Source organism: Actinoallomurus vinaceus (genome assembly GCF_039542055.1).
In the GTDB taxonomy this organism is placed as follows: Bacteria; Actinomycetota; Actinomycetes; order Streptosporangiales; family Streptosporangiaceae; genus Actinoallomurus; species Actinoallomurus vinaceus.
Genome location: NZ_BAABHK010000005.1, coordinates 42,933 through 67,595 on the forward strand (window position 1 = coordinate 42,933; position 24,663 = coordinate 67,595).

Here is a 24,663-nt window from a genome sequence, read left to right on the forward strand (position 1 = left end):
AGCCGGGAGGTCCAAGAACAGAGTCCACCGGAATTCAACGAACTGCCTTACGCGCTCGTACATCGTGTGTAAGGTTGCGTGCATGCGGACGGCGTACAAGTGCCGGGCCTACCCGGACCCCGAACAAGCGGCGGTGTTCAGCCGCACGTTCGGGTGTGTGCGCCTGGTGTGGAACAAGACCCTGGCCGAGCGCCACGCGGCGTATCACGAGCGGGGCGAAAAAACCTCCTACAAGCAGACCGACGCGGCGCTGACCGAGTGGAAGAAGACCGAGGACCTGGCGTTCTTGTCCGAGGTGTCCTCGGTTCCGCTGCAGCAGACGCTGCGGCATCAGCATGCGGCGTTCGCGAACTTCTTCGCCGGACGCGCGAACTACCCGCGGTTTAAGAACCGGAACTCCCGCCAGTCCGCGCACTACACCCGCTCGGCGTTCCGCATGAAGGACGGCGAGCTGTACATGGCCAAGATCGCCACGCCGCTGAGGTTCGTGTGGTCTTTTGAGGGCGTCGAGGTGTCCACGCTCAACCCCACCATGGTCGTGATCTCCCGGGATCCGGACGGCCGCTGGTACGTGACGTTCGCCATCGACACCGAACCGCCCGGGCCCACGGACGAGGCCGGGCACGAGATCGGCGTCGATCTGGGCGTGAAGGACTTCGCGGTGACCAGCGACGGGGATCGGATCGCCAACCCCCGGCATCTGGAGCGCAAGGCCCGCAATCTCGCCCGCTACCAGCGGCGTATGGCGCGCTGCCAGCGTGGGAGTATGAACCGGCGCAAGGCCAAGGCCAAGGTCGCCCGCGCCCACCGCAAGGTCCGCAACGCCCGCGCCGACTTCCTGCACCGCACCAGCACCAACCTGGTCCGCAGGGCCGACACCATCGTGATCGAAGACCTCGCGGTCAAGAACATGGTGAAGAACCGCAGGCTGGCACGGGTGATCTCCGATGCGGGGTGGGGGGAGTTCCGGCGGCAGTTGGAGTACAAGGCCGAATGGGCCGGGCGCACCGTCGTGGTGATCGATCGCTGGTACCCCTCCTCCAAGACCTGCTCGGCTTGCGGGCATCTGCTGGCCGAGCTGAGCCTTTCCACCCGGCACTGGACGTGCCCTACCTGCCGTACCCGGCACGACCGGGACATCAACGCGGCCAAGAACATCCTTGCGGCTGGTCGAGCCGTAGCCGGGGAACCCCCTGGTGATGTCTGTGGAGCTGGTGTCAGACGGCAAGGGCTCTCCCTTCCGCAGTCGGCGCTGAAACAGAAACCCCGCGCTGCGAGGCGCCCGGCCTAAGCCGGATCGGCCGCAGGGCCGACGGGAATCCCCCTCCTCCGGGAGAGGGATGAAGTCAAACCTCCAGCGTTACCCCACCCACACCTCCCTCTGTGCCGTGTCGCGCCCGGCAGCGCGGCGTATCGGTCCAGTCGGCGGTCCGCTTCAGGTCGAGGTCCTGGCCGGAGACGCTTCTCGGGACGAGTGCGGCGTCGTTCCCGTCGCGGTGAGAGCGAAGGCGAGTGCGGCCGCGCCGGCTCCGACGGCGAAGGCGGCGCGGAAACCCACCTGCCCCGCGATGAGTCCACCGGCGGGTCCGGCGGTCAGGATGCCGAGGTCCCAGAACGAGGTCATCGCCCCGACCGCCGCCCCGGGGGTCAGCACTCCGGTGCGATGCAGCGTCAGCTTCGTCGTCGCAGGATAGATCAGCCCGAGGCCGACGCCGGTGACGGCCACGGCGAGCAGCGCGACGATCTCCGATGCGGCGTTGGCGAGCAGGACCAGCCCGACGGCCTCGATGAGCAGCACGCAGCGTGCGGCGGCCCGCCCCCCGTACCGGTCGATCAGCGGGCTTCCGGCCGCGCGCGTGAGAAGGAACGAGACGGAGAAGACCGCCAGACCGGCTTCCTTGCCACCGATGCCGGGAGTCGCCAGGAACAGCACGAGCAGCGCCGTGAGAGTGCCGTATCCGTACGCGGCGAGCCCGAGCATCATGCCCGGTCTGCCGACGCCGGCCGGTATCAGATCGCGCCGCCCGCGGATGGAGAGGGGCGCTCTTGGCCCGGGCGGGCGGCGGGTCGAGGCCACCAGGACGGTTGAGACGATCGGCAATGCCACCACGGCCGACCACACGGCGGTCGTCCCGTGGACCGACGCCGCGGCGACGGCCAGCGGGGGACCGGCCGACAGGCCCGCCCACATGGACAGACCGAACCAGCCAGAGATCCGCCCACGGCGTGAGGCGTCAACCCCGGTCAGCACCCAAGGCAGACAACCGGAGAACAGTGCCGCCTCCCCGGCGCCCATCACCAGGCGCGCGAGGAGCAGCGTCCCGACGTTGGGCGCGAGCAGGTGTCCCGCTCCGGCCACCGCCGTCAGCGCACCGCCCGCCATCGCGACCGGGCGGGACCAGCCGGCGTCACCAGCGCGCCCCGCGAGCGGCCGGACGGCGGCCGTTCCGGCGAAGGCGAGTCCCACGACGATTCCTACGGTGAACGGACGCTGGTGGAAGTGAACGGACACATAGACCGGCAATTCTTGGAGGGTGGCGCCGAGCGCGAGGTAGCCGCAGAGGACGGCGAGCCAGAGTCGCGCGACGGGCACTCGATCGCCATTCGTCATGGTCGCGACAGTACCGATCGGTACTGTGACAGTACAAGTCGGTACTCTTCAGTCGCGGGGGCGGCTACGCTCGGGAACGTGATGACCGACGCGCTCAGCCCTTCGCAGCAGGCGACACGCGCCAAGATCCTCGACACGGCGGCACGGCTCTTCTATGACCGGGGCGTTCACGCGGTGGGCGTCAACGAGATCGTCGCCGAGGCGAAGGCGTCCAAGCTCAGCCTCTATCGCTACTTCCCGTCCAAAGAGCAGCTCGTCGCCGCGATGCTCACCGAGCACAGCGACCGGATCCACGATTGGCTCGTCCGCAAGACCGCCGACGCCCCGGCGGGGCCGGAGCGCGTCCTCTCGGTGTTCGACCTGCTGATCGACTGGTTCGCCCAACCCGGTTACCAGGGCTGCACGGTCGTGAACACGGTCACCGACACCCGCGCCGATCCCGCCATCGCCGCCATCGCCCGCCGGCACCTGGCGCGGTACCGGCACCTGCTCGAAGGCCGGATCCAGGAGGCCGGACTCGCCGACGCGCCGCGGCTGGCGAGGCAGCTGCTGCTGCTCATCGAGGGAGCGAGCGTGGTCGTCTCGATCGACGGTACGACGGACGCCGGCGCCGACGCACGGGCCGCCGCGGAACGGCTCTTGGCGGCCGCGCGCCAGGGCGGACACCCGACGGTGCAAGCCGCCGGGTGAGAAGCGAGCCGTACACCAAGGGCTCATCTGGCAGGGGCCCGGTGTTACCCGAGCCCCGCCGCTCACACCCCCTCAGTGCCGTGTCGCGCCCGGCAGCGGATGCTCGGGGGGCGTGTCGGTCCAGCCGGCGGTCCGCCTCAGGTCGAGGTACTGGATGGTCCCCGGGGCAGCCTTCGGGTTCATGGCACCGTGGCGGATCACCACGACGCGGGTCGCCATGAGGAAGTCGCTCGACGGGTGGATGAGGAGCTGCCACTCCAGGGTGCCGAGTGCGGAGGTGTGCTCGGTCATCGCGACGCCGAGCGCGGGCCGGCCCAGCGGGTCGCGCACCCGGCCGAGGCTGCGCACCCCCGGCAGACCGGCGAGCATCCGGTAGACCGCCGCTCGTACCGGTGGCGTGAGCGGCCGGCTGTCGGCGTTCAGCAGCTTGGCGCCCTCGCGGAACAGCCACACGTCCGGGTGCGCCGGCATGGCGTCGTGGTCGCGCATCCACGTCAGCATCGCCATGCGCAGGCGGGCCGGGTCGGTGGGCAGCCGTGCGGGATCACCCTCGTAGATCGTGTTTCCCGCGAGTTCCGGCCCGTCCGGCATGTCGGGGATCTGAATGCCGAAGTCCGGGTCGGAGTTCTCATTGGGCTGGGGAGATCCGTCCGCCCGGTACGCGGCCGCGTCGGCGGCGGAGACCGGCCGGAGCCTGGTCCGGCCCGTGTCATAAGAGACGACGCCTTCACCGTCTCGCCGGTCCGTCGGATACCAGCTCTCTGTGGGATAGCTGGCGAACAGCATGTACCGGTGACCGCGATGGTCGCGGTACAGGGTCTGCCCGATCTCTCCCTGTGTGTGCCAGAACCGTCCGGTGTTCGTCGCCTCCGACTCCTGGGCGGCCGCCATCAGCACGGCATACGCCGGTCCGGACGTGACGTACCGCTGCCTGGGAATGGAGTCGGGGACCAGGGTGTCCCACAGCACCACCGCGACCACCGCGAGGGCTACCGCCGGGATCGCCCACCGGCTCGTACGGGCCTGCGGCGACCGGACGCGCGATCGGGGCTCCGGGGGCTCGGCGAGGATGCGCAGCAGCAGGGTTTCGGCCCGCGGTGACGCGGCCGTGTCACCGAGGTCGTTCTCCAGAATCGGGTTGGCCGCCGTCAGCCGGTCGTGCAGGTCCTTCATCGAGATTCCTCCGAACGCTGGGTCCGTACGGCGGCCGGAGCAGCGGCGCTCCTCACCGGCGCGGCGTCGAGCAGGGCGGCCAGCCGCTTGCGGGCGCGGTGGGCCCGGACCTTGAACGCCGTCACCGAGCAGCCGGTCACATAGGCGGCGGTACGGTTGTCGAGGCCCTCCCAGCTCAGCAGCAGCAACGTCTCCCGGTCCCTCGGCGCCAGCTCGGAGAGCGCGGCGCGCAGGTGCACATCCTCGACGACGCCGGTGGCGTGGTCCGGGACCTCCGTGTCGCCGGCGGTGAGATGACCCGCGACGCGGCCGGCGAGGCGTAGCTGCCGCCTGACCGACCGCCGCTGGTTGGCCAGGCAGTTGTGGGCCGTCCGGTACAGCCAGGGCAGCGGATCGTCCGGCAGCCGCCCGATATGCCGCCACGCGGCGGTGAACGTCTCCGCGACGACGTCCTCCGCGTGGCCCTCGTCGGTCCGGCGCAGGGCGTACGCCAGGATCCGGGCGTGATATCGCCGGAACACCGCCGTGAACCGATCCGCCTCGTCTTCATCGCTCATCTATGAGATCTCCGCCTCACATTCGCCGTTGCCATCGATCTCTTAGGTCCGGCGCGCCGGAGGTGGTTACGGGCGATCTTTTCGACGAGGGGACAGAGCCCGGTGGCGAGGTCAGTGGAACCGGGCGTATCCGGCCAGCCCCAGCAGGAGCAGTGCCGCCGGGCCCAGCACCAGCAGCGCGGTGAGCAGGGCGCCGCGGCCGAGCTGATACCCGAGAGGGATGAGCCGTCCGGGCCGTCCGGCGGCGCGCCAGGGATCACCCTGGTCGGCAGCGACCGAACGCTCCGTCGCGGCGCGGCCCGCAGCGTCGGCGGTCCGGCCTGTGGCGGTCCGGCCTGCGGCAGGCCGGTCTACGGCGGGCCGAGCGTCGGCGGGCCGAGCGTCTGTGGGCGCGTCGTCTGTGAGCGGATTCTCGGCAGGCCGGGCGTTCGCAGACCGGTCGCGTGCAGACCGGGCGTCGGCAGGCGGATCTTCTGCAGGCGGATCCTCGGCAGGCCGGGCGTCGGCGGGGCGGTCACCGGCGGGTGGATCCTCGGCGGGCCGGGCGGCGCGGCCGGCGGCCTCCTCCGGGCCCGTGGGAGCCCCCCAGACGAGATGCTCGTACGCGAGGTCCGTGGCCGGGGAGGTCGAACCAGGGCGTTCCGCGCCTGTCGGCTCCCGGCGCTGCCCGCCGATCGGGAGCCCGGCCGCCCAGCCGAACAGGTCGGCCAGCGCGGCCGGCGGGGTGTCGAGACCGGAGGCGAGGTACCGGACCTCGCCCGCCGTGCGTTCGAGCGTGCGGATCGTGTTGCCCAGTCCGACACCCTCCAGCCAGCCGCGTACGTTCTCGTCGACGCCCTGCCCGACCGACGTCCTGCGCAGGACGTCGGCCTTGGTGACGACCACGGCGATGCGGCGCTGCCGGCCCTGGTCGTCGCGGGAGCGCAGGTCGGTCAGCAGACGTTGCAGCGTGTCGGCGGGGTCCTCCTCGGAGGTCGCGGTCGCCGCCTCCACGAGCAGCCGTTCCTCCCGGGACAGCGCCGGGCGCAGCTCGGGCAGGGCGAACGGGTCGATGACGAACAGCAGCGCCTCGCCGTGGTCGAGGTAGCGCAGCCGTTCGACCCGCGTCGCGCCGGTGTGCAGCTCACCGGCCGGGTCGAACAGGTAGAGGATCCGGTGCCCGGCCGGCAGCGCCAGGTCCAGCATGGTCGCCGCGGGCAGCTCGGGCCCGGTCTTGGCGGGTCGCCCGCCGCCGTCGAGTTCGGTCAGGGCGTCGGCGTAGACGCGGGCGTCGCGGGCCTCGGCGAACTCCGCCCGCCCGCCGGCTTCGGCGGCGCCGGCGCGCAGCGCGCGCACGGCCAGGAACATCAGCGTGGTCTTGCCCGCGGCCGGCCCGCCGACGAACGGCAGCGGCTCGACGCGGGCCCGTCCGATCCGGCCTGGCAGCCGCCGCTCACAGTGCGGGCAGTACGCGCTGAGCCGGAACCGGCCGAGGAGGATCATCGTGGGCAGCCGGGCGCCGCAGCGGCACACGTGGTGCAGGGCGCCCAAGCGGTTCGGGATGAGCCGGAAGTGCCGTGCGTCGCAGCGCGGGCAGGCGTACGCGGGCAGCGCCAGCCGCTGATAGCAGCCCGGATGAGGGCAGGCCAGCAGAATCCGGCGGTAGGCCGCCCAGAGGCGTTCGACCGCGCCGAGCACGACGACGCAGACCGACCAGCCCACCAGGCCGACGCCCGCCACCAGGACGGTCACCGCGGCGAACACCAGGCCGGCGACCGCGAGCGGCAGGGCCGCCACCAGGACGCCCGCGCACAGCGCCAGCCAGAGGGGGAACAGCGCGAGCCCTTGGGGAAGGGCGAGCATCCGCGCGGTCAGCGTGGTCACGCCCCAGCGCGCCCGCTCGAGGCACCACGGAACCGTGCCGAGCGTCACCGCCCAGGCGTCGCGCCACACCTGACCGAGAAGGTACTGCGGGTACGCCGGGTCCCGGGACCCGGCGGCCGGACGGGGGACCGGAGAGGGCCCGTCGACCGTGGTCGCCGTCAGGGCCCGCCACGCGACGAGGAAGAACCGGCCGACCCCGGCGCACGCCGCCGCGACCAGCGCCGCGGGGATCGCGAACGGCACGACGAACACGAACTCGGCCCAGACCAGGCCCACCCACAGCAGGAACGCCACGGCGTAGACGACGGGCATGACCTCACGCTCCCCGCCGCCGCGACCCCTGCCACGCCGCGGCCAGCCAGGGGTCGCGGTCGGCGAGCGCCGACTCGATCTGCCGCCGGGCGAACCGCCCGAGCCCGTCCGCCCACTCCTCCAGCGGCGCGGCGGTGACGTTCGCGTCCGCGAGGCGTACGCCGATCTCCGCCAGATCCGCGCGGGCGCGCCGGTCCGGGCCGGCGGCGAGCCAGTGCCGGATCAGGGCGTCGCGTACGGCACCCGGCGCCGCGGCGAGCACCCGCGTCCGCGCCAGGGGCGAGCGACCGGCGAGGACCCGCGCGACACCGGCCAGCGCACGCTCGGCCAGCGGCTCGCCGGGCCGCAGGACGGCCAGGAATCGGGCGAGGTCCTCCTCCGGCCCGGCCCGCAACGCGCCGCCGTAGGCCAGGACGGTCCGCGCGGCGTCGGCCAGGTCGGGCAGCCGCTCATCGATCAGCCGCGCGAGCCGCAGCGTCTCCCCGGCCTCGAGCGGTACGGCGTCGAACACCCTGCGCGGCAGGTCGCGCAGGACGGCGAACCGCGGCAGCACCGGCGCGAGCCGCTCGGCCAGCCACCGGCACTCGGGTACGGTCGGCGGCTCGCTCCACAGGACGCCGAGCAGTTCATCGAGGTCCGGCAGGCCGTGGGCGTCGAGCGCGATCAGCTCCGCGGTGGCCGTCAGGCGGTCCGCGCGCACGGAGAGGACGAGCCCGCCGGTGCGCGGAGCGCGGGTCCAGTCCCGATCGCCCAGGGCGGCACACGCCTCCGGCGTCAGCATCGCCCGCCGCACCGCCGCGGGAGCGGACTCCACCCCGGACACGACTCCGGCGACCATCGCCTCGCGCCAGGCACCAGGGGTCGCCTGAACCGCGGCGGGCGGCTCACCGGCCCCCCGGCGCGCACAGGCGGCCGCCGCCGCGACCACGCGGTCGGCGTCGAGCGCGCCCCCGACCCGGTCCGCCAGACCGACGACCTCGGCGAGCGTCTCCAGGTCGGGCGCCTCGGCGATCGCCGCCCTGAACTCCTCCGGCAGGCCACCGCGCAGCCGCACCGCGGGCAGCCGCCGCCGCGCACCCGGGTCGGCCAGTGCCAGCCGCACGCAGTGCTCCGCGGCCTCCGGCACGGCGTCCGCGAGGGCCGCCGCCAGGTCGAAGCCGAGCGCGGGCAGCACCGGCGGCACGGCCGACCGCGCCCAGCCCGGCACGCCCTGATCGCGGACGAGCCGCGCGGCCACCTGCTGCTCCGCGGCCGACACGGACGCGTCCCCCCGGCACAACGCCAACAGCGCCGCCGCACCGTCCAGTCGAGTGACCCCACCTGCCCGGTCGGAAGTCCCCGTCACCGCGTCGTCGAACGGGGGAACCCGTCCCGAGCGGTCGGGAACCGCCCGCCCCGCACCGAAGGGAGGGGCTGGGCGCGAGCCGCCAGGGGGTGTCCGCGCCGCGTCGTCGAAGGGCGGGACCGGTCCCGAGTGGTCGGGAACCGCCCGCCCCGCACCGAAGGGAGGGACCGGGCGCGAGCCGCCAGGGGTCGGTCTTGCCATGCCATGGGCTTCGGCGACCTCGCCGGAGCCGTCAGGGGTCGTCGTTGCCGCACCGTCGGCCGGGGAGACCTGGCGCGCGCCGTCATGAGTTCCCGCTGCCGAGCCGTCCGGCGGAGACACCGGTCCCGAATCGCCGGAGCGGTCTCCCTCGGTTGCGCCGCCGGTGACCCCGGCCGCCGCACCATCCCTCGGGAAGGCCGGGTCCGGACGGATCGCCTCACCGATGAGTTCACCGACGGCGTCGATGCCGGCCAGGTCACCGGTCCTCCAGCAGTCCGCGATCACCTGCGCGAACCGGCTCGGCGCCGTGCCGGGGCGTACGAAGGGGTCGTCGAGGCGGAAGCCGCGCTCCGGGCAGGCGGCCGGGACGGTGCCGACGACGACGTACGGCGCGGCCTCCGGATCGGCGGTGTAGGTGATGAAGGACAGGTCGGCCGCCAGATCGGCGGGCAGCGAGTACGACATCACCGCGATCCACCGGGCGATCAACTCGGCGTCCTCGGCGACGAGGACCACCCGTCCATGCCCCGCGACCAGCACGGTCGTCACGGCGTCGAGGACGGCGGCGAGGCGGTCGTGGGCGCGTTCGCCGCCCAGCCACCCGACCAGCGTCTCGGGGTCGAACGCCGCACCGGGTGGCAGCCCGTCCGACGGATCCCAGGACCGCGCTCCGCCCCCTCCCGACTCATCCGGAGACGGACCACCGGACGGGGCGTTCAACAGAGGGGAGTCCCCCGGACGAGAACCCCCCATGGACGAGTCCCCCAGAACCGAATCCCCCAGACGGGAGTCCCCCAGAGGCGAGCCCCCCAGACGGGAATCCCCCAGACCGGAGTCCGCCGGAGGGGAATCACCCAGACGGGAATCCCCTAGAGGGGGGTCCCCTAGAGGCGAGTCCCACGACGGGGAGTTCCATAGCGGCGAGTCCCAGAACTCGATCGGCCGCAGGCCTGCCATCTCCTCCGGCGTCGCCACGACGGCCTGCCCGAGGAAGTTGCCGTACCGGCCGGAGTAGTCGCGGCCGGTGTAGCGGCAGCGGGCCAGCACGGCGTACGGGCCCTCCCGCCCGTAGGCGAGCGCGATCGGAAAGCCCGCCAGAGCATCGGGGCCGGGAGCGGACGGGGCCCCCGGCGGGGGACGGTACGTCATGTACGGCGTGACCGCGCGGGTGACGTCCGGCGGCGTGCCCGGACTCATCGCGACGAACTGGAACCCGGACCGGCCGGTCGGGCCCCGGGCGGCCGACGTGTAGGTCAGCCGCCAGATCATCCGCGCGCCCCGTCGAGCATTCCGAACCGGTGCAACAGCCACAGCAGCGGGTCCTCGACGCGGTACGGCCGGATGCCGCCCGTACCGACGGCTCCGTCGCGTGGCACGCCGCCGAGCGCGGACACGCCGAACAGGCCGTATTCGGCGTATTCGTGACCGAGGTAGCGGTCCAGTTCGCCGGCCTGCCAGTCGTGCAGCAGCGCGCGGACCTGCTCGTGAACGGCCTCCTGATCGTCCAGGTCGAGCACGTCGGACCGGTCGCGCTGCCGATGCAGCGCCCCGTCCAGCGGCAGTGCGTCGATCTTGGTGAGGGCCACGGCGGCGGGCACCGGCAGCCGCCTGCCGTGCGGAACGTCGCGCCCGGCGCGCAGCAGCTCGGTGACCCGGGCGATGACGTTGACGGGATCGCCGTCCGGGTCGCCCTCCCCGGTCTTCAGCTCGAGCGGGTCGACGAGGAAGATGATGGCGTCCGCCGCGGCGAGGTACCGCAGGTGCAGGTCGGTGACGTCACGGCTGCGCAGGTCCTCGCCCGCCGTGTCGAACAGCACGAGCGTCAGGGACATGTCGCGCTGCCGCAGGCGCCGGCGGCGGGTGCGGGTCAGGAGGTACACCAGCGGATCGCGCGGCGCCGTCACCGCGCTGGCGGTCGCGGGCAGCAGACGCCGCTCCCCGAACAGCGGGCGGTGGAAGTCGCGCTTGTAGCGCTCGATCGTCCGGTCGTCGCAGGCGACGAGGGAGGTGCCGAGGTCCGCGCCGATCCGGTGGGACAGCTCGTGCAGGAGCACCGCGATATAGGTGCTCTTGCCGGAGTTCTTCGCCCCCACCAGCGCCACGATCTTGCCGGGCGTCTCGCAGTACGCCGCGGGCAGCGGGTTGTGGCACTCGGGGCACGCGCGCCGGGCCGTCGTCTGGCCGCATTCGGGACAGGCGGCGCGACGGGCCGGCGCCCGGCCGATCCGCAGGCGGGCCGGCTCCGGTGGGGCGAACACCGGCGGCAGCGACGCGGTCGCCGTGGACCCGGTGTAGGCGGCCAGCCTCTCGTCGAGCCGGGGCGCGCAGCCCGGACCCCGTCCGGGACTGCCCGCACACCGGAACGCGATGCGCTCCCGGGCCACCCGCGCGAAGCAGTAGGGACAGGTGATGGACGCCATCAGCCTTCGCGCTCCACTCGGGATGCTTGCTGCGGCCGACGACATGGCCAGGCGATGGACGCGATCCGGCTCGCCTGCTCCGGCCGTACGAGGTGGCATGGAAAGGTGACGGACGCCATCAGCTTTCGCGCTCCGGTCGGGTCGCGCTTCGCATCAGCCCTCCCGTTCCGGTGTCGCGTGGCGGGTCTCCCATCAGCCCACCTTCAGGTGGCGGACCGGGGGGTCGCGCAGGTCGATTGTGTCGTCTTCGGCGAAGCAGCGCAGCCAGAACGGCCGGGGCAGCCGCGGCAGCGTCACCTCCAGGCGTGCGGGCACGTCCAGGTCCTCCCAGGACATCACGGTCCGTCCGTCGGCGGGCCGCTGCGGGATGGGGCCGGAGCGGGCGACGAGGAGGAGCCGCCGCAGGCGTACGGGGGCCGCGGCGGTCAGCGTGACGGTGAGGGGGCCGCGCAGGCGGGGGCGGTGTATCTCGTAGGCGACGGTGGTACGGCCCGTTACCACGGTGGTCGCGGGAGTGCCGGTGACGCGCTGTCCGTGGGCGGTCGCCGCGGCGGCGACCTCGATGGTGACCGTCTCGTCCGGGGGAGCCGGGAGGCGAACGCCGCCGTGGGCGTCGTAGCCGGCTCTGCCGACGGGCAGCCGCCGCGTCTCGCCGGCGGCGGTCCGCCAGACCACCTCGACCTCGGTGACGTCCGGCGGCCAGTCGAACCCCAGCATGATCACCTCGCCGCGTCGTTCGGCGATGAGCTCGCGCGGGGGCGTCAGGCTCACGTGCTCGCGATGGGCGCCGACCGTGGCGACGTCGCCCGCGACCGAGACGGCCAGCAGCACGCCCGGGCCCGCCTGGACCGCCAGGCCGCCGGGGGCGGGCTCGGCGCGCAGGATCCGCCCCGCGCGGCGCACCTCGTCCAGCGGGAGCGTCGTGCCGGGCGGCCAGGGCGGCGGTCCGTCCATCGCGACCAGCTCGACCTCGCTGTCGGCCGGCGGGTCGAAGGTGACGACGAGGCGTCCGGCCGCGTCGTGCTCGACGCCGAGCTCATCGACGGGGTCCGGCCGGGCCGCGGGAGTGGCGGCGGCGTGCACGCCCGCGGTGACGGCCTCCCGGCCGTCGGCGCCGAGGTACACGGCGGCGATCCGGTAGTGGTAGGTCGTCCCGTTGCGCGCCGTCGCGTCGCGGAAGCCCGTGCGCGCCGCCGGGACGGGCGTGCCGTCGCGGGTGACGAGGACGCGCACGGCCTCCGGCGGGCAGGACCAGCGTCCCGCGACGACGCCGTCCGCGGCGGTCACGGTGACCTCGGCGGGCTCCGGCCGTACGAGCACCGGCCCGGCGACGGCGTGCGCCGACGCGGCCGATCCCCGTACGGCGAAGACCGCGTAGTAGACCGGGGCGTTCAGCGGAGGCGCGGGGTCGCGGGCGTGCGTCGCCTCGGCGGGAAGCCGTTCGCCGTCACCGGGGTGTCGCGGGACCCGGCCGAGGCAGCGGACGACCACGTGCTCGATCTGCCCGACGCGGGACGGCGAGGGCGACCAGGACAGTGCGACGGCGACGCCGTCGACGGCCGCCTCGAGCCGGCTCGGCGCCCGGGGCGGCAGCCCGGCCTGCAGCTCCGCCGCCCCCGGCAGGTCGCCGACCAGCCGCAGCGCGTCGGCGAGCCGCAGCCAGGCCCCGTCGGGATCGGACAGCAGGAGGGAGGCCGCCTCCTGGCGCAGCGCCGTCGCCGCCGCGACCCGCCGTCGTGCCTCGTCCGCGAGGACCTGCGCGTCGCCGGACTGCTCCCCGGCGATCGCGGCCAGCTCGGCGGCCGCCTGCACCTCACCGGCGTCGATGAGGTCCCGCAGCCGCGCGGCGAGTCCGCTCGCGGGGGCGCCCTCCTGCCGCACCGCGAACACCAGGCGGCGCGCGTCGTCGGGGTCCACGCCGAGGTCGTCGACCGCGAACCGCAGGAGCGCCCCCTCGGAGGCCCGCTGCTGGTGGCGTTCGCGCAGCCGGGCCACCACGTCGTAGCGGACCAGCTCCGCGAGCCGGTCGCCGACCTGCCGGACCGCGACCAGGACGGTGTCGGCGTTGGTGCGGTTGCCGTCGTGCGGCCGCCGGCTCCACTGGTCACCGACCCATCGCGCCGAAGGCCGCAGGTCGGGAACGTCACGGAGGACGCGCCCGGCCCTCGGCTCGCCGGTCAGGAACTCGGGCAGGTGCCGCAGGCCGAGCGCGTCGAGCGCGTCCCGGGCGCGGGCGTAGCCGGCGTAGGGCGGGCCGTCCGGCAGCGGATCCGGCTCCCGGATCTCGATGTCGGCCGCGCGGGCCACGTCCGTGGCCTCACCGCCGATCTCCCGCAGGTCGGCGGGGGACAGCATCCGCAGCTCCCCGGCGGCGTCGAGCAGCCGGTCCCGCAGCTCGGCGCGGCGCCGGCCGGTCCGATCGCCCGCCGCGGCGATCTCGGCGCGCAACGGCGCGAGATCGCCGACAGCGGCCCGCTCGAACAGCGGCGCGAGCCGCAGATGCTCGCCCTCCAGGCGGTCGACCAGCCGCCGGAACCGCAGCTGGCCGCGAGCCTTGCGCCAGCAGATGCGCACCTGCTTGACCCGGTCGGCCACCTCGCGGGCGACGAGCGGGTCCGGCAGGGCGTACCGGAGGCTCAGGTCGTCGGGCGGCTGGTCACCGGCCGCCCGCGCGGGCTCCAGCACCTCCCGGACGTACCGGCGTTCGTCAAAGACCACTGGTCGTCGAAGACCGTCAGTCGACGCGGACGTGGGCCAGGTCGGTGCGCGACTGGGCCACCTCTTCCTCGGACATGCCGCCGACCCGTACGTCGAGCGTCAGCTCCTCGGCGGTCTCCTTCTCCACCGCCGTGACGTGCAGCAGCCCGGAGGTGTCGAGGGCGAACGTCACCTCGATGGGCCAGCCGGCGGGCTTGCCCGGCGGGATCTTCAGCTCACCGTCGGCGATGGGGGTGTTGTGGGCGACCTCCGTCGACTCGGCGCTGCCCGCCTGCTCGACCACGATGATCTTGACGATCGTCTGGTCCTCGTCGACGGTGCCGAACTCCCGCATCTTGCCGCGCGGGAGCGGGTCGTTGGCGTGGACGAGATGGACGACGTGCTCCTGTCCGGTGTCCGGGTCCAGCGCGATCACCCCGAACGCGCGGGAGGCCACCGTCGTGATCTGCCGGGCGGCGATCGCCTCCTGCTCGGCCTCCGACAGGCCGGCCCGGGACGCCAGGTCCAGCGCCTGGTCCGTCTCGCCCTTGGCGAGCAGCTGCCGATATGTCTCCTCGAAGGCGTACAGCGCGGCGCCCTTGGCGACCGCCAGGTCGGGATCCTGCAGGCGGGGGCTCAGCGTCAGCTCGCCGGCCAGCCGCCGCTGCACGGCGGGCATCTTCGTGGAGCCGCCGACGAGGACGAGGTCGTCGTAGTCGGACACGCCCTTCCCGGACGCGGTGGCGAGGGTACGGCCGGTGATCTCGATCGTCCGGTCGAGCAGGTCCTTGGTGATCTCCTCGAACTTCTCGCGGGTGAGCTCGACCGTCGCCACCCGGCCCTCGTGCATGACGCGCACGACGTGCCGGGTGCGCAGCGACAGGGCCTTCTTGGCCTCCTCCGCGTCGTGCCGCAGCTGCTGCTCGGTGTGCTTGTCGTCGAGGGGGTCGCCGACGTCGGGGTGCTCCTCGGCGAACCGCTCGGCGAGGTACTCCACGAGCCGCGCGTCCCAGTCGGCGCCGCCGAGCTCGTGATCGCCGTCGGTGCAGACCACCGAGATGTCGCCGCCGCGCAGGGTGATCACCGTGGTGTCGAAGGTGCCGCCGCCGAGGTCGTACACGAGGATCGTGCGGTCCTCGGCGTCGCCGCCCAGCACGCCGTACGTGATGGCGGCGGCGATCGGCTCGGAGATGATGTCGATGACGTTGAGCCCGGCGATGTGGCCCGCCTTGCGGGTGGCGTCGCGCTCGGCGGCCCCGAAGTAGGCCGGCACCGTGATGACGACGTCGCGGACCTCCTCGCCCGTCGTCGCCGCCGCGTCGGCGGCCAGCTTGCGCAGGACGAAGGCGGAGATCTCCTCGGGGGAGTAGTCGCGGTCGTGCAGCTCGCGCGGCACCTCATGGCCCATGTCCCGTTTGATCAGGCTCACCACCAGATCCGGGAACAGCACCGCGGTGTCCTTGGCCGGGGCGCCCACCACGACGTTGTCGGGGGTCTCGAAGTAGACGACCGACGGCGTGGTGTCGGTGCCCTCCATGTTGCGCAGCACGGCCGGGCGGCCGACGTCGTCGACGCGCGCGATGCACGAGTGGGTCGTGCCCAGGTCGATACCGTAGACAGCCATCTCAGTCTCCTCCGACGGGGTCGGCCGCCACCCGGGCGACGATCACCTCGGCACGTCGTGCGATCCGGTCACCACGGACGAAGCCGGCCCGCCGCACCTTCGCGATGGTGCCGTCGAGCTCGGCGTCGTCCACGTCCTGGGTGCCCGCCGGGCGGTGCCGCGCGGGGTCGAACGTCTCACCGGCCTCGACGGGCATGCGCTCCACCCCGGTCCGGGCCAGCACCTCGGCCAGCTCGTCGGCGATCGCCGCCAGCAGCCGGGGCGTGTGCGCGGGGTCCGCGGTCTCGCGCTCGGCCTCCCGCCGGACCAGGTCGTACAGGCGGTACAGCGCCGCGCGCACCGGCTCGAACGCCGCCTGCAGCTCGCCGTGGCGCAGCCGCTGGTTGTCCTCGTGCAGCCGGTCGATGACGCGCTCGCGGTGCGCCGCCCGCTCGTGCTCGCGCCCGGCGGTCTCGGTCAGCCCGGCCAGCAGGGAGCGGATGTCCTCGAGGGACGCCGCGACCTGTGGGCAGGACTCACCGGCCGGCCGGGAGTCGGGCTCGTCGCCGGGCGGCGGGGATCCGGTCCCGTCGGTGGGGGGATCGGGGTCAACGGGCATGGTCTCGCACCATAACTCTGAGTGAGCAGGGACGCCAGCCCATTGTCTCCATCCCCGGAAGCGGGCACCACCCTTCCGGGGAGTTCGTTGTTTCCGCCCGTCACTTTTCCCCGTTCCCGGACCTGGCATTTCCGGTCCGACCTTGCATTCGTTACGGAGCGTGATATTTGGGCCGATAGGCGATATACCGTGGAAAGCGAGGTGGAAGCGGCCCGGTGCTCCGCGCGGCGCATCACGGGCATACCCGTACTCGGGACGGTTTGACGTCCCCTGTCGCCCTGAAATACGACAGGGAATACGGCAGAAGGACGAGGCAGAGAGGCCCGGACGATGCGCCAGCTCAGTGCTCTTGACGCGCAGTTCCTCAACGTCGAGTCGCGGGGGACGGTCGCGCACATCGCGGGCCTGGCGATCCTCGACCCGACCGGCACGCCGGGCGGCCGCCTCACCCTGGACGACCTCATGGAACTGATGCGCCGACGGATCCCCATGATCCGGCAGTTCCGCTGGCGGCTGGCCGAGGTGCCGCTGGGCCTCGACCATCCGTACTGGATCGAGGACCCGGACTTCGACCTGGAGTACCACGTCCGCGAGATCGCCCTGCCGCGGCCGGGCGACGACCGGCAGCTCGCCGACCAGGTGGCGAGGCTGCACCAGCGGCCGCTGGACCGTGCCAGGCCGCTGTGGGAGATGTACCTCGTCCAGGGCCTCGAAGGCGGCCGGATCGCGCTCTACGCCAAGATCCACCATGCCCTCATCGACGGCGTCGCCGCCGCGCAGATCGTTGCGGCCCTGCTGGACCTGGAGCCCGAACCGCGCGAAACGGGGGTCGTCGACGACTGGCGCCCGGAGCGGCCGCCGAGCGCCTGGAGCCTGCTCGCCGGCGCGGCCGCCCGCGCCGCCGTGCACCCCCTGCGCACCACCGGCGGGCTGCTGCGGGCGGTCCCGTACCTCGACACCTTCCCGGTGGTCGGGCGCGTGCCCGGAATCGGCGCCGCCACCGGCGCGCTGCGCACGGCCGCCCGTACGGGACAGGTCCCTCCTCAGGCGAACCTGAGCGCGCCGCGGACGCCGTTCAACGGGCCGATCACGCGGCACCGGCGGGTCGCGTTCGGCTCCCTGTCGTTGAACGAGGTGAAGAAGGTCCGCCACGCGCTCGAAGCCAGCGTCAACGACGTCGTCATGGCGCTGTGCGCGACCGCCCTCCGGCGGTGGCTGATCGACCATGACGCCCTGCCCGACCGGCCGCTCGTCGCCGCCGTCCCCGTCTCCACCCGGGCCCTCGACGATGACACCCACGGCAACCAGGTGTCGGCGATGTTCACGCCGCTGCCCACGCACCTCGCCGATCCCCGGGCCCGGGTCGAGGCGATGCGCGACACGATGACGATTGCCAAGCGGCGCCTCGTCGCCACGCCGGAGCGCTGGCTACAGGAGCTGACCGCCGTGGTGCCCCCGGCGTTCGGCGGCCTGACGGCCTGGGCGCTGTTCCGGCTGGCGCCGTCCGCCATGCCGCCGATCAACCTGGTGATCTCCAACGTCGCCGGGCCGCAGTTCCCGCTGTACCTGTGCCGTGCCGAGGTCCTCGCCTACCACCCGCTGTCGGTGGTCAGCGACCTGAGCGGTGGCCTGAACATCACCGTCTTCTCCTACAACGGCAACCTCGACATCGGCCTCACCGCCTGCCGTGAGATGGTCCCCGACGTGTGGAACCTGATCGGCTACTTCGCCGACGCGCTCGAGGAGCTGAAGGGCCTGTAGTCCCCGGGGCTCGCCCACGCCGCCCGGCCGTCGCGGGCGGCGCGTACCCACGGAGGCGATCGATGTCCGGGGTCAGCGAATGGCCGCGCCGGCCTGGCGCTGCCGCTCGGCCATCACCGCGAGGACGTGCTCGACGAGGGCGATCAGCACCTGCTTGCCGGACTCGCGCCGGCGTACGTCACAGAGGATCACCGGGACGCGCGGGTCCAGGTCGAGAGCCGCGCGGATCTCCTCGGTGTCGTACCGGATCGCGCCCTCGAAGCAGTTGACCCCCACGATGAAGGGGAGCCGCCGTCGTTCGAAGTAGTCGATGGAGGGGAAGCAGTCGGAGAGCCTGCGGGTGTCCGCGAGCACGACCGCGCCGAGGGCGCCGAGCGCCAGCTCGTCCCACATGAACCAGAACCGGTCCTGGCCGGGCGTGCCGAACAGGTACAGGACGAGCCCGTCGCGGATGGTGATGCGACCGAAGTCCATCGCCACCGTCGTCGTGGTCTTGCGCTCAACACCGGAGGTGTCGTCGATGCCGACGCTGCGGTCCGTCAGCTGTTCCTCGGTCCGCAGCGGCTTGATCTCGCTGACCGAACCCACCAGGGTCGTCTTGCCCACGCCGAATCCGCCCGCGACGAGGATCTTCACGGCGAGCGGCATGGCGGCAGCGCCCCGCGAGGGGTCAGAGCGCCTGGAGTCCATTGAGCACTTCCTTCAAAACCCGTTCATTGGGAAGACGATTCTCGGTTTCAGGTCGGCGTACCACGATCAGCCCAAGGTCCAGCAGGTCTCCCAGAAGGACCCGGACGACCCCCAAGGGGAGCTTGAGTTTCGCCGAGACCTCCGCCACCGAGAGCGGCCGCACACAGAGCTCGAGGATGGCGACGTGCTCGGGCCCGGCGGTCGGCGGAGCGAACGTCGACGTCGCCGCCGACGCGATGATCGCGATCAGGTCGAAGCCCTCCCGGGAGGCCCTCGTGCGACCGCGCGTCAGTGCGTAGGGCCGGACCACCGGCCCGGCTTCGTCGTCGAGCCATTCGCTCATTCAGCCGTCCCGCCTCGTGGGAGAGGGGGGCACCGCCGGGTGCCCGTCGTGTTCTCCGTGTACGGTCACGCGGCCTCACGATTCCACGGCCGAGCGGGGAAGAGTCGACATGTGCTGGCCGACGCGCTTGACCAGCATCGCCATCTCGTAGGCGATCATGCCGACGTCCGCGTCGGCGCCCGCGAGCACCGCGAGACACGCACCGGACCCGGCCGCCGTGACGAACAGGAACGCATGGTCCATCTCGACGATCGTCTGGCGCACGCCTCCGCCGCCGAACTGGCGTCCGGCGCTGCGGGCGAGGCTTTGGAAGCTCGCGGCGACCGCCGACAGGTGCTCGGCGTCCTCCCTCGTGAGGCCGGCCGACGAGCCGACCAGCAGGCCGTCGCTGGACAACACCACCGCCTGTCGCACCTGGGCGACGCGAGTGACGAGGCTGTCCAGCAGCCAGTTGAGTTCCCCCGCAGAACCCGCTGACATCAGATGTCCTCCTCTTCGTGATGGGGTGCGGTCTTCTCGGCGTCCGAGCGGCCCCGCAGCCATCCCTTCTGAATGGAGCTCAGCATGGTGCGGAGCTCCTCCGGCGAGCGCTCATTGCTCGTCGCATTGTCCACGGGCTCGACGTCTTCGCGAAGCTGGGGGGCCAGGTTGGCCTGCCGGACCCGGCGCGGCAGCGACGGCTTGGTGCCGGGAGCCGCGGGTTCGGCGGTCGTCTCGGGCGCGGCGGCGGTCTCGGGCCGCGCGGTCTCCTCGATCGGCTCGAAGAGCGAACGGCTCGGCGGCGGCGGAGCCGTGGCGCCCCCGGGCGTCCCGGAGTGGCGGGTCGGCAGCGGCGGGCGTTCGGTCGCGCCGCCGTTGCGGGCCGGCAGGGGCGGGCGGTCGTCCCCGGCGCCCGCGATGGACGGCGGCGACCACTGCCCCGAGTACTCGCCGGCGGAGTGGTCGCTCGCCGCCGCGTAGTCGCTCGCCCCGGTCCCGTAAGGGTTCGTCTCCCCGCGCTGGTCGTAGGAGCCCGGCGCGGCGTCGTGGCCGCCGAGACCCGGCCCGTACGCGGACGTTCCCGTGCCGTACGCGTCGACGGGGAACGATCCGGTGTCGGGGCCCATCGCGTCGTCCTGGCCCGCGGAGGTCTGCGGCCGCCCGTCGGAGCCGCGGGAGCCGCTGGCGCCGTACGGCTTCGCGTCGTACGGGCCCGCCGGATAGGTCGGCTGCCCGCCGGTGTCGGAGCGGCGCTGCGGCAGCGGCGGCCGGTCGCCCTGCACCGCCTGAATCGGCCCGGTGATCGGACCCGTGATCGGGCCGGGGTCGGACGGGCCGCCCGGCCGGGTCGGCGCGCCGATGGCGCCGATCGGGACGAGCGCGTCCTCACCGCGCCGGGTGGCCGCGATCGGGCCCGACTCCAGCTCGGGCCGCTCGTCACCGCGGGCGACGATCGCGTCGGGCAGCAGCACGATCGCGGTCGTCCCCCCGTACGGGGAGGTGCGGAGCGTGACCTGCACCCGGTGCCGCTGGGCCAGCCGGCCGACGACGAACAGGCCGAGCTGGGCGCTGTTGGACAGGTCGAACTCCGGCGGGCTCGCCAGCCGCTCGTTCGCGCGGTCGAGGCTGGCCTGGTCCATGCTCAGCCCGCGGTCCTCCACCTCGAAGGCGAAGCCGTGCGCCACGAGCTGGCCCGTGACCTGGACCGTGGTGTCCGGCGGGGAGAACAGCGTGGCGTTCTCGATGAGCTCGGCCAGCAGGTGGATGAGGTCCGCGACGGCGGGGCCGGCGATCGCCACGCGGGGCATGGTGGCGACGGTGACGCGGGCGTAGTCCTCCACCTCGGCGGCCGCGGCGCGGGCGACGTCGACGGCCGGGACCGGGTTCCGCCAGCCACGGCCGGGCGCCTGCCCGGACAGAATGATCAGGCCTTCCGCGTGACGGCGCATGCGGGTCGCCAGGTGGTCGAGGCGGAACAGGTCGTCCAGCTCGTCGGGCTCGGTGACCCGCCGCTCCATCGAGTCCAGCAGGCTGAGCTGGCGGTGCAGCAGCGCTTGGTTGCGGCGCGCGAGGTTGAGGAAGACCTCGCTGATGCTGCGCCGCAGGCCGGCCTCCTCGACCGCGCCCTGGATCGCGGTCCGGCGGGCGGCGTTGAACGCCTGGCCGACCTGGTCGATCTCCTGGGTGCCGAACGACAGCGGCGGCGCCTCGGCGGCGACGTCGACCTCCTCGCCGCGCCGCAGGCGGCGGATGACGCTGGGCAGCCGCTCGTTGGCCAGGTCGAGTGCGGCGCGCCGCAGCCCGGTCAGTTCACGGATGACCGAGCGGCCGACCCACAGGGACAGGATGAGCGAGGCGATGACCGCGACCAGACCGAGGGCGCCGGCCAGGGCGATCCGCAGGATGATCCCGTCGGAGATCGGCTTGGCGCGCTTGGCGGCGTCCGCCGTCGACTGGAGCTCAAGGCCGCGCATCCGGGTGATGACCGAGGAGACGGTGGTCTTCCACGTCACGTCCATGCCGGCCAGCGGGTTCGGGGCCGCCTTGCCGGGCATCCCGCCCATGCCCGTCTTGGCGGGCTGGTGCGGCATGTTGTCGGTGAACCTGTTCTCCAGCTGCTGCAGCCGGGAGTACTCGGGCGTCGAGACGATCCGCTGGTAGTAGGCGCGGTCGGCGGGGCGCAGGTCGGGGAAGACCTCGTCGTAGAGGCTGCGCTGGGTGCCGACGAGCTTGGTGAACTGCACGTGCTCGGGGAACGTCAGGCGCCCGGCGGCGAGCGCGCCGGACAGCAGGGAGTCCTCCTGCGACAGCACCTCCCGCGCGCGGCCCAGGGCGACCTGGGTCTTGGCGTCCTTGGTGATGTCCGGGTCGGCCAGCGTCGACAGCGAGGACTGGAGCGCGTTGATGTCGCCGAGGGTGTCGCTGAAGTCGGTGAAGACCTGGGCGCGCTTCACGGAGCCGCTGTCGATCGCCTGCCGCTTGCCGTGCAGGGCGTTCAGGTGCTCCAGCACCTCACGGGTCCACTGCTTGGCCTGGGCGTTGGCGACGTTCTGCGCGCCGGGGTCGGAGACCAGCCGCCGGAACAGGTCGGCCTGCCGGTCGGTGACCAGCCGGCCGGACTCCATCGACGCGCGGTCACCGGCCGACTTGCTGCCGAGGAAGACCATCGACAGGCGGCGCTCCTGTTCCAAGGCGCTGCCGAGGGCCCCGGACGGGTAGCCCAAGTGGTCCTGGATCGTGTTGACGTGCCGCAGGTTCAGGCCGTCGCCCAAGGTGATGCTGGCCGCGAACGCCCACAGGGTGCTCAGCGACACCAGGGGGACGATGAGCAGCAGGCTGATCTTGAAGCGGACTGACCGGAAGATGCGGCCGACCCTGGACCGGGACGGCCGCCGGCTGACATCTGATCCCACTCGTCGGTCCTTTGATTGCACCGCGACAGGCTCGACTTTCAGTGAGGCGGGGGAAACACCGTGTGAACGCGCGAGACTCTACTAGACATCCGGGCGGACACTGGCTGTGTCTGTAAATATCGGGCATCAAACACCTGGGGACTTTGCGGTGAACTATGCCCGCTCGTGGTCGAATAACCGCAGGTAGATACCGCTTTTTTCCGGCGAAGACCTCTGGTCGGGCCGAGAACCGAATTTCGGACGATCGGTGACAAGGGCTCCGCATCCTCCCCCGGCACCCATAGAATCCGCCATCGTGATCCATGACGACCAGCCCCCGGAGACGCTCCCCGTCCGTGGACGCTCGCCGCTACCCGGCGGGCGGCACCGCCGTCCGGGCAGCGGCGAACTTCCCCCTGACGCACCGGTCCTCCTCCTGGCGGTTCCCGGCGCGGTCCCGGACGTCGGCAACGAGATCGCGGCGTACATCCGCACGTCCCGGACCGACATCGACATCCGGGTCGCGCCCATCGTCGGCACCACGCTCACGGACGTCCTGAGGGGAGTGCCCGAAGGCCGCTCGGCCGTCGTGGTGCCGCTGGTCACCGGCCCGCACCCGCAGACGTACCGCGACATCAACGCCGCCGTCGCGGAGGCCGGCGTCCGGACGACCGTCACCGACCCGCTCGGTCCCCACCCGCTGCTGGCCGAGGCGCTGCACGTGCGCCTCGCGGACAGCGGCCTGGCGCGCGCCGACCGCATCCGGCAGTTCAGCATCGGCGCGTCCGTCGACGGCGTCATCGTCGCCACGGTCGGCGGCGACGAGGCGGCCGTGGAGGCCGACATGACCGCGGTGCTCCTGGCGGCGCGGCTCGCCGTGCCCGTGGTCGCCGCGTCGATCGACGGCCGCCCGACGGTGGCCGACGCGGTGGGACGACTGCGCGAGACGGGCGGGCAGCGTATCGCCATCGCCCCGTACGTCATCGGGCCCGAGATCGACTTCGAGCGTCTCGCCAAGCTCGCCACCGACGCCGGCCTGGGCTGCGCCGAACCCCTCGGCGCGCACACCTCCGTCGTACGGCTCGTGAACCTGCGCTACGAGGTCGCGCTGGACGAGGCAATGGCATGAGGGCCTGCCCTGTACGCCCGGGGGCCCGCCCGGAACGCCTGATCGCCCCTTGCGACACGGCGGTACTCGACGAGGAGCTTTCATGAGGTTCGCCCCCCGTAAGCCGCTCGCCAGGCTCGCCTGCGCCGCCGCGCTCGTTCTCGCGGCCGCGGGATGCAGCGACTCCAGCGGAGGGCAGGCCGCCCAGCAGGTGCCGCGGCTGAGCGCCCAGCAGGAGATCGGCGCTACCGAGGGCAAACTGAACCTGGTCATCTGGGCCGGGTACGCCGAGGACGGTTCGACCGACAAGACCGTCGACTGGGTGAAGCCCTTCGAGAAGCGGACCGGGTGCAAGGTCAACGCGAAGGTCGCCGACACCTCCGACTCGATGGTCGCGCTGATGAAGACCGGGCAGTACGACGGCGTCTCGGCCTCCGGCGACGCGTCGCTGCGGCTCGTGTACGGCGGCCTGGTCTCGCCCGTCAACACGAACCTCCTCACGAACTACCGCGACATCCCGTCGTACCTGAAGAACCAGCCGTACAACTCGGTCAAGGGCCAGATGTACGGCACGCCGCACGGCTACGGCGCCAACTACCTCATGTACCGCACGGACAAGATCCCGGGCACGCCCGCGTCCTGGAGCATCGTGTGGGACAAGAACAGCGTGGCGGCCGACCACGTCGTCGCGTACGACTCGCCGATCTACATCGCCGACGCGGCGCTCTACCTCAGGGCCCACCGGCCCGACCTGAAGATCGGCGACGTGTACGAGCTGACGCAGAAGCAGTTCGACGCCGCCGTCGACCTGCTGAAGCAGCAGCGCTCCAACGTCAACCAGTACTGGTCGAACTACCTCGACGAGGTCGAGGCGTTCAAGGCGGGCGACAACTACGCCGGGACCGCGTGGCAGGTGACCGCCAACACGGCCAAGACCGAGAAGGCGAAGGTCGCGACCACCATTCCGACGGAGGGCGCCACCGGGTGGTCGGACACCTGGATGGTCGCCTCCCGTGCCCAGCACCCGAACTGCATGTACAAGTGGATGAATTGGATCACATCTCCCAAGGTGCAGGCGGCGGTGGCGCAGTGGTTCGGTGAGGCCCCGGCCAACCCCAAGGCCTGCAAGTTCGCCGCGAAGGGCTTCTGCGGGCAGTTCCGCGTGGGCGACGTCGACTTCTACAAGCGCCTTGCGTTCTGGAAGACTCCGGTCGCAGACTGTGGTGATTCTCGCGGAGCGAATTGCGTCGACTACTCCAAGTGGACGCAGATCTGGGCGCAGATCAAGGGATAGATGAA

At 72.7% G+C, this 24,663-nt stretch carries 18 protein-coding genes; 5 read left to right on the plus strand and 13 right to left on the minus strand.

Features of this window, described 5'->3' with window-relative positions:
- Positions 1–82: 82 nt before the first annotated feature.
- Positions 83–1,291 (plus strand): RNA-guided endonuclease InsQ/TnpB family protein, encoded by a 1,209-nt coding sequence (locus tag ABEA24_RS18940; protein WP_345432225.1) that lies wholly within the window; start codon positions 83–85, stop codon positions 1,289–1,291.
- Between the two features lie 144 nt (positions 1,292–1,435).
- Here the strand turns inward: ABEA24_RS18940 and ABEA24_RS18945 are convergent, their stop codons facing one another.
- The gene (locus ABEA24_RS18945; RefSeq protein WP_345432226.1) at positions 1,436–2,611 is read right to left on the minus strand and encodes an MFS transporter; all 1,176 of its coding nucleotides are present in this window, start codon (positions 2,609–2,611) and stop codon (positions 1,436–1,438) included.
- Between the two features lie 81 nt (positions 2,612–2,692).
- Here ABEA24_RS18945 and ABEA24_RS18950 point away from each other — a divergent pair, with 81 nt between their 5' ends.
- Positions 2,693–3,301: a TetR/AcrR family transcriptional regulator gene (locus ABEA24_RS18950; protein WP_345432771.1), complete on the plus strand. Its 609-nt coding sequence runs from the start codon at positions 2,693–2,695 to the stop codon at positions 3,299–3,301.
- A gap of 72 nt (positions 3,302–3,373) precedes the next feature.
- Here ABEA24_RS18950 and ABEA24_RS18955 read toward each other — a convergent pair whose 3' ends face one another.
- The 8 genes from ABEA24_RS18955 to ABEA24_RS18990 all read right to left on the minus strand — a co-directional run bounded on the left by ABEA24_RS18955 (position 3,374) and on the right by ABEA24_RS18990 (position 16,091).
- The gene (locus ABEA24_RS18955; RefSeq protein ID WP_345432227.1) at positions 3,374–4,474 is read right to left on the minus strand and encodes a CU044_5270 family protein; all 1,101 of its coding nucleotides are present in this window, start codon (positions 4,472–4,474) and stop codon (positions 3,374–3,376) included.
- Positions 4,471–5,031, minus strand: a complete 561-nt coding sequence (locus tag ABEA24_RS18960) for an RNA polymerase sigma factor (RefSeq protein ID WP_345432228.1) — start codon at positions 5,029–5,031, stop codon at positions 4,471–4,473. Before ABEA24_RS18960 ends, ABEA24_RS18955 begins: the two co-directional genes overlap by 4 nt.
- A 111-nt stretch (positions 5,032–5,142) precedes the next feature.
- Positions 5,143–7,206: a TRAFAC clade GTPase domain-containing protein gene (locus ABEA24_RS18965; protein WP_345432229.1), complete on the minus strand. Its 2,064-nt coding sequence runs from the start codon at positions 7,204–7,206 to the stop codon at positions 5,143–5,145.
- Between the two features lie 4 nt (positions 7,207–7,210).
- Complete coding sequence (locus tag ABEA24_RS18970; RefSeq protein WP_345432230.1) at positions 7,211–10,021, minus strand: GAP1-N2 domain-containing protein; 2,811 nt, start codon at positions 10,019–10,021, stop codon at positions 7,211–7,213.
- Complete coding sequence (locus ABEA24_RS18975; RefSeq protein WP_345432231.1) at positions 10,018–11,172, minus strand: TRAFAC clade GTPase domain-containing protein; 1,155 nt, start codon at positions 11,170–11,172, stop codon at positions 10,018–10,020. The genes ABEA24_RS18970 and ABEA24_RS18975 overlap by 4 nt, the downstream gene beginning before the upstream one ends.
- A 192-nt stretch (positions 11,173–11,364) precedes the next feature.
- Entirely contained in the window at positions 11,365–13,890 is a 2,526-nt protein-coding gene (locus ABEA24_RS18980; protein WP_345432232.1) for a SaeA-related protein, read from the minus strand.
- A gap of 16 nt (positions 13,891–13,906) precedes the next feature.
- The gene (locus ABEA24_RS18985; RefSeq protein ID WP_345432233.1) at positions 13,907–15,493 is read right to left on the minus strand and encodes an Hsp70 family protein; all 1,587 of its coding nucleotides are present in this window, start codon (positions 15,491–15,493) and stop codon (positions 13,907–13,909) included.
- 1 nt (position 15,494) lies between these two features.
- Positions 15,495–16,091: a nucleotide exchange factor GrpE gene (locus ABEA24_RS18990; protein ID WP_345432234.1), complete on the minus strand. Its 597-nt coding sequence runs from the start codon at positions 16,089–16,091 to the stop codon at positions 15,495–15,497.
- A 330-nt stretch (positions 16,092–16,421) separates the two neighbouring features.
- On the opposite strand from ABEA24_RS18990, the gene ABEA24_RS18995 reads away from it, so the two are divergent.
- On the plus strand, positions 16,422–17,852 hold the full coding sequence (locus tag ABEA24_RS18995) for a WS/DGAT/MGAT family O-acyltransferase (RefSeq protein WP_345432235.1): 1,431 nt from the start codon (positions 16,422–16,424) through the stop codon (positions 17,850–17,852).
- A gap of 72 nt (positions 17,853–17,924) precedes the next feature.
- Here the strand turns inward: ABEA24_RS18995 and ABEA24_RS19000 are convergent, their stop codons facing one another.
- The 4 genes from ABEA24_RS19000 to ABEA24_RS19015 all read right to left on the minus strand — a co-directional run bounded on the left by ABEA24_RS19000 (position 17,925) and on the right by ABEA24_RS19015 (position 22,277).
- On the minus strand, positions 17,925–18,542 hold the full coding sequence (locus ABEA24_RS19000) for a GTP-binding protein (RefSeq protein ID WP_345432236.1): 618 nt from the start codon (positions 18,540–18,542) through the stop codon (positions 17,925–17,927).
- Positions 18,523–18,885 (minus strand): DUF742 domain-containing protein, encoded by a 363-nt coding sequence (locus ABEA24_RS19005; protein ID WP_345432237.1) that lies wholly within the window; start codon positions 18,883–18,885, stop codon positions 18,523–18,525. The genes ABEA24_RS19000 and ABEA24_RS19005 overlap by 20 nt, the downstream gene beginning before the upstream one ends.
- Before the next feature lie 75 nt (positions 18,886–18,960).
- Positions 18,961–19,365, minus strand: coding sequence for a roadblock/LC7 domain-containing protein (locus tag ABEA24_RS19010; protein ID WP_345432238.1), 405 nt, complete (start codon positions 19,363–19,365; stop codon positions 18,961–18,963).
- Positions 19,365–22,277 carry a sensor histidine kinase gene (locus ABEA24_RS19015; RefSeq protein ID WP_345432239.1) on the minus strand — a complete coding sequence of 971 codons (2,913 nt, stop codon included), beginning with the start codon at positions 22,275–22,277 and terminating at the stop codon, positions 19,365–19,367. The genes ABEA24_RS19010 and ABEA24_RS19015 overlap by 1 nt, the downstream gene beginning before the upstream one ends.
- Positions 22,278–22,572: 295 nt before the next feature.
- Between ABEA24_RS19015 and ABEA24_RS19020 the strand changes: the two genes are divergently transcribed.
- Positions 22,573–23,385 (plus strand): sirohydrochlorin chelatase, encoded by an 813-nt coding sequence (locus tag ABEA24_RS19020; protein WP_345432240.1) that lies wholly within the window; start codon positions 22,573–22,575, stop codon positions 23,383–23,385.
- Positions 23,386–23,467: 82 nt separating this feature from the next.
- Positions 23,468–24,658 carry an ABC transporter substrate-binding protein gene (locus tag ABEA24_RS19025; protein ID WP_345432241.1) on the plus strand — a complete coding sequence of 397 codons (1,191 nt, stop codon included), beginning with the start codon at positions 23,468–23,470 and terminating at the stop codon, positions 24,656–24,658.
- Positions 24,659–24,663: the final 5 nt, after the last annotated feature.